Source organism: uncultured Photobacterium sp., from assembly GCF_947502415.1.
GTDB lineage: Bacteria > Pseudomonadota > Gammaproteobacteria > Enterobacterales > Vibrionaceae > Photobacterium.
Genome location: NZ_CANMZV010000041.1, coordinates 1 through 12,722, shown reverse-complemented (window position 1 = coordinate 12,722; position 12,722 = coordinate 1). Strand labels below are relative to the sequence as shown.

Genomic DNA, 12,722 nt, shown 5'->3' with positions numbered 1-12,722 from the left:
GTGATATGTATTTCTGGTAAAAACATATCAGTGAAATAACGATGAATCTCAAGTTTTCTCCCTAAGAACATAACGCCCGCAATAAGGTGTGCCCCATTGAACCAGCCAAGCGCACCGAACTTCAAACCAAAACTGCCGAGTGTAACGCATCACCTTGATTGCCTTGTTATGGCAAACTCAAGGGATTTGAATCACTTACCAAACATGCTACCGCTACAGAAAAATCTGCTCGAACGCGAGATAGTTTACCCTACCATTAAAATCCGAACAGAAATTTGTGTATAACCTCATGAACTAACTAGAAAAATCAGTAGCCACAGGACAAAGAATTGCTCTTTACCAACTGATATAAATCAGAAGCTTCGGGAAAAGGAGCAAGGATTAAAATCTGATAAACCTTAGCCAAAATTTGAAAGCTAGTTTTCGATGAAGTTTCTGGCATTATTTACAGCAAGAGCAACTGGTAAATCAAGCGTGCTGCGGACAAAGCCCGACAATTTCACAGTTCGTTATACCGACAAGCGTTCAGTTATATCGCCAGAGAAGATCGACTTGGTAGCCGCTAAGCTTGACCTAGAAAACTTGAAGCTAACACCACGTTGCCCGTGCTTTTAAGCCATAACGCCTGGCATAAGGTGCACCAACACCAAACTTACCAAGCGCACTGAACTTCAAACCAAAACTGCCGAGTGTAACGTGTCACCTTAATGCCTTTGTTACAAGCTAGCACGCTGAATTTTAAGACTATTATGCGGTAATAAAAGCATCAAGACCCCGATCATAATTGCCACATCTGCAACATTGAAAACACCTGTACGAACTGAGCCTATACCAACATTTAAAAAATCTATAACTGCACCATTATTTGTAACTCGGTCATAAAAGTTACTAGAACCACCCGAAAACACCATTGATAATGCAATTAATGAAGATAAATTTTGTTTTGAACTGGTAACGATGTAAGCCAACAGACCTAGAAGAAAAGTACCTACCGCTATAACAAAAAAGCCAAACCGATACTCATCAGAAAGTGTATTTCCTAGCCCCAAGAAAGCACCGATATTTTCCGTATAACCCACACGAAGTAAGTCTGAAAAATAGCTAATCATTACATTTTTTGAGAGTTCTTGAGAGGCTAATACCTTTGTGGCTTGATCCAAGCCAATACACGAAAGGCTAACCAAAAATACCACTTGAATTCTCTTACAAATATCCATGTAACCTCTGTATTTCCTTTTAAGCTTGTAACGCCTAGCATAAGGTGCGCTGCGACTAACCTACCAAGCACACCAAACTCCATAACCAAAACTGCCGAGTGTAACAAGTCACCTTGATGCCTTTGTTAGGCATTTCCATGTGCGCTGTCCTAACTTGGGAGATGAACTCTCAACGCATCCCGCCTTCAAACATGGGACACAACAACCTCGAAATTATATTTTCCCATGAACTATCAACGATTTGAACCAAATACATTTGCATGACAACCTAGTGAGGAGTTCATTTAGGCTGCATCTCCGGATTGATAACCAAAGAAACCGACAGCCCTTTCACTGCATTGTAACGATGAATAATGTGGTGATTCATTGCCAGAGTTAAAGGCCGCAATGAATCAGATAACCTGCGTTTCGCCATACTTTATGGACAGCCTTACGATGAACGAATGCCCTTTGTGGCATCGTTCTTGAGCGAAGAAATAACCAATAAAAACATAGTGGCTTTTCAGCATGCCTAACGCCTGGCATAAGGTGCGCCACGACTAACCTACCAAGCGCACCATACTCCATACCAAAACTGCCGAGTGTAACAAGTCACCTTGATGCCTTTGTTAGGCATTTCCATGTGCGCTGTCCTGACTTGGGAGTTGAACGATCAACGCATCCCGTCCTCGAACATGGAATGCAACAACCTCGAAATTGTATTTTCCCATGAACTATCAGCGATTTGAACCAAATACATTTGCATGACAACCTAATGAAGTGTTCCTTAAGGCTGCATCACCGGACTGATAGTCAAAGAAACCGACAATCCGTTCACTACATTGTAACGATGAATAATTCGAGAGTTCATTGCCGGAGCTAAAAGCAACAACGGAAGAAACAACCTTCGTTTCGCCTCACTTTATGGACAGCCTTGTGATGAACGAATGACCTTTGTGGCATCGTTCTTGAGAGAAGAAATAACCAATAAAAACAGAGTTGCTCTTCAGCATGCCTAACGCCTGCGATAAGGTGTGCCCCACTGAACCAGCAAAGCACACCAAACTCCGTACCAAAACCGCCGAGTGTAACGCATCACCTTGATTGCCTTGTTATGGCAAACTCAAGGGATTTTAATCACTTACCAGATACGCTACCGCTACAGAAATATCTGCTCGAATGCCTGCCAGTTTACCCTACCGTTAAAAACCGAACAGAAATTGATACATAACTTCATGAACCAACTCGTAAAATCAGTAGCCACTGGAGAAAGAATTGCTTTTTACCAACAGATATAAATCAGAAGCTTCGGGGAGAATTGGCAAGAATTGAAACTCGATAATCCGAAGCACAATTTTGATAGTTTTCTTTCGATGATGTTTCTGTCATTTCCAACTGCGTATGCTGCTGTAAAATCAAGCGTGCTGCGGACAAAGCCCGCCAAATTCACAGTTCGTTATACCGCAAAGCGTTCAGTTATATCGCCAGAGAAGATTGGCTTAATAGCCGCTAAGCTTGACCCACAGAGCTTGAAGCAAAAACCACGTTGCCTGTGCTTTTAAGCCATAACGCCTGCAATAAGCGGCGCGAATTTAACTTTACTTACTATAAACGCCGTAATCACGGAGCCATTTCAAACCAAAACTGCCGAGTGTTCGCGTCCGTTTGATTGCTTTGTTATGCAACTCCATCCATTGATTCGATCATACTTGGCCGAAGACCTTTCCACGCGTGATGAATTTGCGACATGCAGTCAACAAACACAGATTCTGATATTTCCAATTTACTTTCAACGCTTTGAGCCAGACCAACTTGCATGACATCCTGATACGGTCTTGATTGGCTGCTGCACCAAACTATGGGTAAAGACAAGCAACAGCACTTTCAGAGCAGAGTAACGCTGACAACTCAATGCTGAATTGCTTGAGCAAAAGGCAGAAAAGGACAATACAACCAGCTGTTCTCCGAACTTTCTGGCAGCCTTTCGCTAAACGAATGGTCAGAGAAATCGTGGTAGTAAACGGTGAACATTCAACCATTGATGCACTTGGCTCTAAGGTGCATAACGCCTGCAATAAGGTGCCCCACACTAAACCAACAAAGTACACCGAACTTCATACCAAAACCGCCGAGTGTAACGGGTCACCTTGATTGCTTTGTTAGCCCTGATTTTCTCCGAAAACATCTGGATTTATTTGTTTTATCAACTCAAATTCCAATGGAACATTTTGTAAACCAGGATTAATTGCAACACCATGAATATTATCCATAAGCGTAATCTTCTTCCAGAGCTCTTTTGCAGGATAAACTAATGCATCAGATTCTTCTTCTATAAAATAATCTTTTGCCTGTATATCAGTAAATATAGGAAGATACATATTTCCATCAGTCGACTTTAATGTCATATAGTTAATTTCTTGACCTGCCTTTATAGTGACAATTCCATCATCAGTACGCTTATTCTCTGTCAACTGATTTGGAAATATTGCAACAACATATGTTGCTTTATTTATTTCCTCAATCATTTTCGTGACATTTTCAATACTTCTATCTTCCTCAACCTCACGGATTGAGGATAACAATGAAATATTGGTAACTTCACCAGAAGTTTCATCGTTTGCTATCAATGAAAACGATGAAAGTAATATAAAACAAGAAACAATCCACCACTTTTTCTTCATTATAAGAACCTTTGCCATTAAGGGGCTAACGCCTGCAATAAGGTGTGCCCCACTGAACCAGCAAAGCGCACCGAACTCCGAACCAAAACCGCCGAGTGTAAAGCATCACCTTGATTGCCTTGTTATGCCTCACCAAAAACGCTTCCCTATCTTGGCAGCAAAACAAGCCACGCGTGATGCCCTACGATAAAACTTACAACAATTACCAACTCAATATTCCCACTGACTTTCAGCGACTTTGAGCACACCTGATTTGCATGACAACAAATGCGGAGTCACACAGGCTGCAAACGCCAGACTGATAGCCAAGGGAAACACCGTTTCAACCAAGAACGCCTCGAGTTAAGCATGAGCCAAACAGCTCGAAATTGATGGCAGCAAATACATTAACAACCGACATTTCGATGAACTCAAGGAGCAGCCGGTTGATGTACGAAATTGCCAGAGAGATGGTGTTCATGTGCGCGAAGCTTTTGTACAGAAAACACTTAGCTTTTAGGGGCATAACGCCTGCAATAAGGTGTGCCCCACTGAACGAACAAAGCACGCCGAACTCCATACCAAAACCGCCGAGTGTAATGCATCACCTTGATTGCTTTGTTATAAGCAAAACCCGCAGACTGATAGAGCCAACATTAATTTCACCGTATTTATTAGCTGTCATGACGATGGAGAAAAAGGTTTACAAGATTCAACCAGTAATAAACATAAAGCTAAATGCGGCTCTATCAAATTTTCATTAAAATCAATTTTTATATACTTAGGCTCATATACCCAGCACCTAATTTTTATCCACCGCATCATAGCCCATATTAAACCACCACCATATGTGATTTTACCGATAACTTGGCCATCTTTTTTAAAACAAGTATTTCCACCTATCCATGAATCAGTTCGTACACTTAGTATAAATTCGTGAGGATATTTTAATAACCACCCAAACAAACCAAACTTACCATTTATAACCTGCTCTACTTCACTTCCATTTAACTCAATACCTACACTAGTTATCTTTGCAATATACCCTTTAGCATCTGAAACTATCTCTGCTACACCTGTATCTCCTCGTTTGAATACTTTTACATCTAGAGGGATACTTGATTCAACAGCCTCAAATTTAGCTTTATGTTCTGGTTTTCCGTTTATAAAGTGTTTTATATAAGCCATTACTCACCTACAGCCCAATTAATAATCATGCTCGTCAGTAAAGTTAGTAATTAAGTGTTACATGTTTTAAAAAATGACTTTCATGACTTAATGCAAATTTACTTATTACGCTCTTTTTGCTTATAACGCCGGGCATAAGGTGCACCAACACCGAACCAGCCAAGCGCACTGAACTCCATACCAAAACTGCCGAGTGTAACGTGTCACCTTGATGCCTTTGTTAGGCATTTCCATGTGCACTGTCCTAACTTGGGAGGCGAACTCTCAACGCATCCCGCCTTTAAACATGGGATACAACAACCTCGAAATTGTATTTTCCCATGAACTATCAACGCTTTGAACCAAATACATTTGCATGACAACCTGATGAAGTGTTTCTTAGGGCTGTATCACCGGACTAATAGGCTGAGAAACCGACAATCCGCTCATTGCACTGTAACGTTGAATAAATGCGAGGGTTCATTGCCGGAGCTAAAGGCAACAACTGATGAAGCAACCTGCGTTTTGCCATATTTTATGGACAGCCTTGCGATGAACGAATGACCTTTGTGGCATCGTTCTTGAGCGAAGAAATAACCAATAAAAACAAAGCCGCTCTTCAGCATGCCTAACGCCCGCAATAAGGTGTGCCACACTGAACTTGCAAAGCGCACCGAACTCCATACCAAAACCGCCGAGTGTAACGCATCACCTTGATTGCATTGTTAAGTGTGCAACTAAATTGGGCGACTAAGCCCTTCTACTATGGCTGCTACGATCGCTACACCTACTGGGGGAACTACCATACGAACTGCAATAAAATTAAATGCAGCAGTTCTTGGCGGACACAAGATGACAAGTAAAGTAGAAACATAGACAAGCCCAGCAACATTCATTGAATAAAACTGGCCTTTAACAAAAGGCATGTATAACGCGGACAGAAATAAGCCTAAACGTGTTAAGTTGCCCTTTACCCCAAATACCTTCCATCGTTCGATAGTATATGGAACAAACACAAGGCAAATTACGGCCCAATAATCCAATTGCCACTGTTCAATTTTTATATCAAGCAACAATGCAGTTTCAGCTGCATATCCACCAATCCAATGCCAAAAATGAATAGCTTCAGCAACGAACCCTTTCATTTTATGAACACCGTCAGCTAATGATGCTATTGAAAGAAACGACAACGCTAAGGAACTAAAGAACATAACTTTTGACGTTTTAGATAGTGAACTCCAGTTACCCCTTAGACTTTCAACATCTTCTGCTATACCCATAAACTAAAATACCTTTGAAAACACTTAACGCCTGGCATAAGGTGCGCCACGACTAACCCACCAAGCACACCAAACTCCAAACCAAAACTGCCGAGTGTAACAAGTCACCTTGATGCCTTTGTTATGTTTTAGTTTTCAGAATAACAAATGGCTGATTTCAATAATCTGAAATGCACTATGGCAGCGACGATACCCATTACGAGTCCCAGACCTTGAGCTAATAATTGTGAAGTAATAACTTGTAGGAGCGGGATGCTTAGAAGCATAAATGGTAAAATAACAAAAACCGCCACTCTAAAACCAATAGGTAACTCTAATGCTGCTAGCTTCAGAAAAAATTCACTTCCTTCATTTTTGACATGTGATTGATATACCCACCAATAGCCTACATAAGCAATAACACCAGAAAGGATGAAGCTAAACACGTCAAGAGCAATAGGCTTATTCACACTGATAATATAAAACGAGAAAGGAACTGGTATTGATATACCTGAAATGATCATCAATGCAACAAACTGCCTCAGTGAGTCAGTTTCTGTGAAATCACCGTTGTACAATCGTTTAGCTACAGCTTTATAATCCCAAAAATAAATATTTTTCACTTACAACCCTTTTTACTACTCAAATGTAAAGAAGAAAACATAACGCCGGGCATAAGGTGCACCAACACCGAACCAACCAAGCGCACTAAACTCCAGACCAAAACTGCCGAGTGTAACGTGTCACCTTGATGCCTTTGTTATGGCTATATTTCAATCAGTTAACTTGAATTTGGCACGCTACCGCCGAACAGAATTATTTACCTGCCATATGATTAAGGCATCATACAACAAACAAAAGGTATAAGTTTGAAATCGCTCAATTTTGGCCTTAAATATTAGGCACCTAGCCTCTTTTGAATGGATTTTGTGCAGGTGGTTTTGAGAGGAATTAGTTCTGCAGCTAATTAAGAAAGGATTGCTCCTTACCTACTGATATAAACCGGAAGCTTCAGGGAAAATAGCAAAGATTAAAATCTGATAACCCTTAGCCAAAAATTGAAAGCTGGTTTTCGATGAAGTTTCGGGCACTTCTAACAGCCAGCACAACTGGCAAATCAAGCGTGCTGCGAACAAAGCCCGCCAAATTCACAGTTCGTTATACAGGAAAGCGTTCAGTTATATCGCCTGAGAAGATCTGCTTGGTAGCCGCTAAGCTTTACCCACAGACCTTTAAGCGAAAGCCTCGTTACCTGTGCTTTTAAGCCATAACGCCGGGCATAAGGTGCACCGACACCGAACCAACCAAGCGTACCGAACTCCATACCAAAACTGCCGAGTGTAACGTGTCACCTTGATGCCTTTGTTATATTTGTCGCACTTCAAAGTTGAAACTAAGTTTATTCAAATTCGTCTTTGATATCACACCATGCTTTCTCTAATAATAGTGCTGACTGTTCTTGAAAAGCATTTAAATAAGAGGATAATTCTTTAGTATCAATCTCCTTTCGACTAACTGACCTGTAAACATCGTCAATCAATGAGTTCAATATTAATGTATAGTCCTTTTGGGGATCTAACATTAAGCGTATTTTTGCTCTATATTCAAAAAGCGTTTGAAAGTGTGAATAGATCTCACCGCTCTTTTGATATTCAATATCGTTTAAAGCTCTCACCTTTATGATGATGCATACAGAGATGAAGTTTGAAATGTCGTCCCTCAGCTCATTAACCCACATCTGTCTCAGCTCTGCTTTCTTTGCTTTATTTTGAGTGATTTGATTACTCTTTGATATTCTAGCTACAGCAATAGATGTAAAGATACTACCTAGACCTATCATTCCAGTCACTATAATTGATGGCCAATCTGGAGAAATAGAAACTGAAAATTCAGACATTCCATTCTCAAGCATTATTTTTCCAATGTTACTTATCACATAATCTCCAAATAAATATAACGCCTGCAATAAGGTGTGCCCCAACGAACCAACAAAGCACACCGAACTCCGTACCAAAACCGCCAAGTGTAACGCATCACCTTGATTGCTTTGTTAAAAGTCACTTCGCGTACTGAAGTGCTGAAAGGTCACAACCGACAATAGCCTCAAGGTTTGATGTGATTTTTTCTGGAGACCAATCCCACCATGCTAATCGAAGTAACTCATCAATTACTGGCTGCTCAAATCGGTCTTTAATATGTTCTGCTGGATTACCACCAAAAAAACTGTAAGCAGGAACATCTTTTGTGACAACGGATTTACTTGCGATTACTGCACCATGCCCGATTTTGACACCCGGCATTATTGTTGCGTCATAACCAATCCAAACATCACTACCTATTTCAGTATCACCTTTAAATGGTAGCTCACCTTCTTTCGGCATGACTTTCTCCCAACCATTGCCAAAGATTTGGAATGGGTAAGTAGAAAACCCAGAGACTTTATGATTTGCACCATTCATGATGAATTTCACATCTTTCGCAATCGCACAGAACTTTCCAATAATTAACTTATCGCCAATAAAAGGAAAATGGTAAAGCACGTTACCTTCAAAGTTTTCTGGACCATCAGGATCATCATAATATGTATAATCACCAACGATTATATTTTCACTTTTAATGAAGTTTTTCAGATAGCCAACTTGGGGAAATCCCTTCATTGGTTCTTTATCATCAGGATTTGGACCAAACAAAACGTACTCCTTACTTCTTGTGACTTTTAACATTATATTCAACGAACAAAGTTCATAAAACTCACTCGTATATATTATTCGTAATCTTGTCAGCCCTGTCCCTTGGTTAATTTCATAATTAAACAGCAACTTAACTATCAAAACACTGACTTAACACTCCGAAATACGCGAACGACGTTCGTATATCTCTCTCTTCTATCTAGCCTACATGTAACTGATATATAGCCGCTTTTCAGCTGATTGTGGAATTTATCATAAATCAGCGAACACATTTCACAAAGTATTGTATTGGATGAATTTGTTACCTAGCATAAAATAAAAATACTGTATGGATACGGCTCTGTTGTATTTCTGTGTTGTTAGAATTTAACCAAGCTATATCAAATAGACGAATCAGATCTAACACACATTTGCCCCTTTCTGCGTTAACGTATTTACTCAGTGGCAAATCGCGCCAGTCGTTTTACCATATTTTTGCTCATATCTAGCTAGCTATCTCTGTCTGACGCTTAACAACTCCCAGAACCGAGCGTTGCGCAATGCAATTTTTGGATTTCTCAGCATTGATGATGAAACAAGCTGAAATCTCACGAATAGGCGAAATTTGTTCAGAAGAGCAGGGGCTGCCTCAAAGCCTGTTTATGCTGCCAGACTCCCTAATACACTGCGCAATACGAGTTCATCAATCGCACCATTCAAACCTAAAACTTAGCGTGATTTATCGTTTTGCAATAAATAATTGTTGATCATCATTTGTTTTTGTCTTAAGATCTAATTATAAATTCAATAGGATTACTTATTATGTTCAAGATTCAAAAACAAAGCCGCCGTGTGCGTATACTCTTTCAATGCCTTTTTGCGCTTACACCTATCATGGCGTGTTATTACTGGCTAACTGTCAAAACACCATATGACTTTCTTACCTCATTAGGAGTTATCCAGCTCAGCTTTGATATAGACAGCTACACACAACTTTCACTCTCTTTGACAACACGAGCATTCGCCGCTATTGCAAGCTTGCTGTTATGCGGCATTATCATGTACGCCTTAAAGGTGCTTATTCGCTTATTTCGTAACTACGAACGTGGCGAAATTTTCTCAGTCAACAATGCAACGTGTTACCAGAAGCTAGGCTACTCTGTGTTTTATTGGGCTGGTGGTTCTGTCGTCTACAATGCATTAATGTCGTTGATTTTGTCGTTCAATAATCCTCCGGGTGAGCGTATTTTCACAATCAGCTTTGTAGGAATGGATTTTTTAACACTAGTGTTCGGCATTGTCATTTTGATCATTTCATGGGTGATGAAGGAAGGTTACATTCTTGCCGATGAAAACAGTCACACGATTTAAGGACTCGCCATGACTATTTGTATTAATTTAGACGTAATGATGGCTAAACGGAAAATGCGCTTAAAGACATTGGCACAAGCGGTTGAGATCACAGAAGCCAATTTATCTATATTAAAGAACGGCAAAGCAAAAGCTGTCCGCTTATCGACTCTCGACAAACTGTGTGAAGTACTCGAATGTCAGCCCGGTGATATCCTAGAATTTGAAGCCAATAATGATGATGACAGCGATTCTATAAGTTAATTTGCTGGTTAGTGCTTTATTCTCTCTGTAACCAATACATTTGACCTGTAGCTTCTTTCAGCCAAAGATCCTCTTCACCATAGCTTTTATCTCTCATCCAGATATACCAAGCTAGATAATGTTTAACATAGGCCGTTCCAACACCACGGAAACGGCCTAACCACTCTTTCCATAAGCTAATGAAACCATTGACGTGCTGGATGTGATAGATCCCGTCAACAATTCGACCATCAGAAGCAATGATACGCTTGTGATCGAGGTTAATATCCAGTTTTTCAACGATACTCTTATAGGATAAATTGCCATCTGTACAAAGGCAGCAACCTTCTGTTAATAAAGGGGTAATGGCGTTAGATAGGTTTTCTTTCGTATTCCTATCCATCACCTTATAGGTAAATTTATCGCCACGTTGGTATGAAATTAGAATTGGCACGAGCGGTACTCTACCTCCGCCTCTTTTGCGGGGTTCTCGGGGTATTTCCCTTTTACCTTTGAACGACTCTGGCAAGAATGCTTCATCGGCTTCGATAATACCCGTAAAGCTGGATGGCTGGTTTGTATCGGGCATTCGAAGGAATCGGTGTCGCCAGAAAAAGGCTGTTCTCAGGCTAATATTTAAGGTTTTCGCGATTTTTCTCAGTGCTACTCCATCCCACATCATAGATATGTAACTAAGCCACTTATCTTCCTTTCGCATCCTGTATAGCGGTGTTTTGGTCAGAGAGCAAAATGTTTTTTTGCATCCCTTGCAACGGTATCTCTGAATACCTTTGGCTGTAGCACCATGCTTAACGAATTCAGGTGAATGACAGTGAGGACATTCGCAAACCACTTGCTCTCGTTCTGCTACAACCTTGCCGACTATATCTGAATCTAGCTTCTGTTTTACTGAATAATTAAGACGCTTGGTGTCAACATAGCTTAAGGAGGGGATTAACTGTAAAATTGAGTCCAGTGCTATGTTTTTCATGACAAAGCGCCTCAAGAATGAACCTAGTCGTTACTGTGAGTATAGTTTAACAACACAGAAATACAACAGAACCATGGATACACAGCGCTATGAAAGACATCCCACTGCCAATTTCATCTATCAATAGTAACTTTATTGCCGAGGTTACATCATTCATCCGTGTTCGAGGCCTTGCCTACTCAACAGAGAAAACATATATACATTGGATTAGAAGCTTTATTAAATATTGTGATTATCAGTCCCGACAAGATATATCTGCCGCAGATATTAGCCGATATCTTGATCATTTAGTAAATGTACAAAATGTCTCTCCCAACACTCAAAAAACAGCTCTTAATGCATTAGTATTTCTCTGTCGTGAGTTACTCAAACAAAACACCGAATCTCTTATTTTCAAAAAAGCCAAAAGAGGACCAAAAGTTCCGGAAGTATTTAGCCATTCAGAAGCAATAGACGTTATCAACCACCTTCCCTTACCCTCAAAACTCATCGCGCAACTGATGTATGGTAGCGGCCTAAGAATCAATGAAGCGGTAAGATTACGGGTTGCAGATATCGATTTAGACACAAGTTCCATTACAGTCCGAAATGGCAAAGGCAACCGAGATAGAAAAACACTCCTCCCCCATGCACTTCACACACCAATAAAACAGCAAATAGTCATGGTAACTATGCTTCATGACAGAGATCTCGATCATGGGTTTGGTGAAGTTTATATGCCATATGCATTAGCAAAAAAATTTCCAACGCAAGCAAAAGGCTACGGTTGGCAATATCTGTTTCCGGCTTCGAAACTCAGTGTAGACCCACGCACTGATAAAACTATGAGGCATCACATTACTGATAGAACAGTTCAAAAACATGTGATGAAAGCTATTAGGGCAGCCAAGATCATCAAAAAAGCAGGCTGCCATACTTTTCGACATTCATTTGCAACTAGGCTACTCGAAAACGGAACAGATCTGAGAAATATACAAGAGTTACTAGGGCATTCAGATATAAAAACAACTCAAATCTACACCCATGTTGCTGGACTACACAAAAGCGGAGTCAGAAGTCCGCTCGACAACAAGTAACTGCACGCTACCGCCTAAGATACTGAAATCCCATCAGGGCAAGATTACGAAGCCCCTTGCCCCGTAAGGACTTGTGACAGGTAAACATTATTTCTACCTGCTCGTTTTTGT

At 40.4% G+C, this 12,722-nt stretch carries 14 protein-coding genes; 3 read left to right on the top strand and 11 right to left on the bottom strand.

Annotated features, from left to right (window positions below; genetic code table 11):
* Window positions 1–716: 716 nt before the first annotated feature.
* The 10 genes from lspA to Q0852_RS22730 all read right to left on the bottom strand — a co-directional run bounded on the left by lspA (window position 717) and on the right by Q0852_RS22730 (window position 8,972).
* Complete coding sequence (lspA, locus tag Q0852_RS22775) at window positions 717–1,217, bottom strand: signal peptidase II (RefSeq protein ID WP_299022523.1); 501 nt, start codon at window positions 1,215–1,217, stop codon at window positions 717–719.
* Between the two features lie 2,138 nt (window positions 1,218–3,355).
* The gene (locus tag Q0852_RS22770) at window positions 3,356–3,877 is read right to left on the bottom strand and encodes an SseB family protein (RefSeq protein WP_299022521.1); all 522 of its coding nucleotides are present in this window, start codon (window positions 3,875–3,877) and stop codon (window positions 3,356–3,358) included.
* 322 nt (window positions 3,878–4,199) lie between these two features.
* Window positions 4,200–4,337 (bottom strand): hypothetical protein, encoded by a 138-nt coding sequence (locus Q0852_RS22765; RefSeq protein ID WP_299022520.1) that lies wholly within the window; start codon window positions 4,335–4,337, stop codon window positions 4,200–4,202.
* A 200-nt stretch (window positions 4,338–4,537) separates the two neighbouring features.
* The gene (locus Q0852_RS22760) at window positions 4,538–5,044 is read right to left on the bottom strand and encodes a hypothetical protein (RefSeq protein ID WP_299022518.1); all 507 of its coding nucleotides are present in this window, start codon (window positions 5,042–5,044) and stop codon (window positions 4,538–4,540) included.
* Between the two features lie 425 nt (window positions 5,045–5,469).
* Window positions 5,470–5,697 carry a hypothetical protein gene (locus Q0852_RS22755; protein ID WP_299022516.1) on the bottom strand — a complete coding sequence of 76 codons (228 nt, stop codon included), beginning with the start codon at window positions 5,695–5,697 and terminating at the stop codon, window positions 5,470–5,472.
* A 63-nt stretch (window positions 5,698–5,760) separates the two neighbouring features.
* Window positions 5,761–6,303, bottom strand: coding sequence for a hypothetical protein (locus Q0852_RS22750; protein WP_299022514.1), 543 nt, complete (start codon window positions 6,301–6,303; stop codon window positions 5,761–5,763).
* A 128-nt stretch (window positions 6,304–6,431) separates the two neighbouring features.
* Window positions 6,432–6,905 carry a hypothetical protein gene (locus tag Q0852_RS22745; RefSeq protein ID WP_299022511.1) on the bottom strand — a complete coding sequence of 158 codons (474 nt, stop codon included), beginning with the start codon at window positions 6,903–6,905 and terminating at the stop codon, window positions 6,432–6,434.
* Between the two features lie 551 nt (window positions 6,906–7,456).
* Window positions 7,457–7,606, bottom strand: coding sequence for a hypothetical protein (locus Q0852_RS22740; protein ID WP_299022510.1), 150 nt, complete (start codon window positions 7,604–7,606; stop codon window positions 7,457–7,459).
* Window positions 7,607–7,681: 75 nt separating this feature from the next.
* Window positions 7,682–8,218, bottom strand: coding sequence for a hypothetical protein (locus Q0852_RS22735; protein ID WP_299022508.1), 537 nt, complete (start codon window positions 8,216–8,218; stop codon window positions 7,682–7,684).
* Between the two features lie 121 nt (window positions 8,219–8,339).
* Window positions 8,340–8,972: a Vat family streptogramin A O-acetyltransferase gene (locus Q0852_RS22730; protein WP_299022505.1), complete on the bottom strand. Its 633-nt coding sequence runs from the start codon at window positions 8,970–8,972 to the stop codon at window positions 8,340–8,342.
* Window positions 8,973–9,773: 801 nt separating this feature from the next.
* Between Q0852_RS22730 and Q0852_RS22725 the strand changes: the two genes are divergently transcribed.
* Complete coding sequence (locus Q0852_RS22725; RefSeq protein WP_299022503.1) at window positions 9,774–10,322, top strand: DUF2975 domain-containing protein; 549 nt, start codon at window positions 9,774–9,776, stop codon at window positions 10,320–10,322.
* 9 nt (window positions 10,323–10,331) lie between these two features.
* Window positions 10,332–10,565, top strand: a complete 234-nt coding sequence (locus tag Q0852_RS22720; RefSeq protein ID WP_299022501.1) for a helix-turn-helix transcriptional regulator — start codon at window positions 10,332–10,334, stop codon at window positions 10,563–10,565.
* A 16-nt stretch (window positions 10,566–10,581) separates the two neighbouring features.
* Here Q0852_RS22720 and Q0852_RS22715 read toward each other — a convergent pair whose 3' ends face one another.
* Window positions 10,582–11,535 carry an IS1595 family transposase gene (locus tag Q0852_RS22715; RefSeq protein WP_299022499.1) on the bottom strand — a complete coding sequence of 318 codons (954 nt, stop codon included), beginning with the start codon at window positions 11,533–11,535 and terminating at the stop codon, window positions 10,582–10,584.
* A gap of 89 nt (window positions 11,536–11,624) precedes the next feature.
* Between Q0852_RS22715 and Q0852_RS22710 the strand changes: the two genes are divergently transcribed.
* Entirely contained in the window at window positions 11,625–12,611 is a 987-nt protein-coding gene (locus Q0852_RS22710; protein ID WP_299022497.1) for an integron integrase, read from the top strand.
* Window positions 12,612–12,722: the final 111 nt, after the last annotated feature.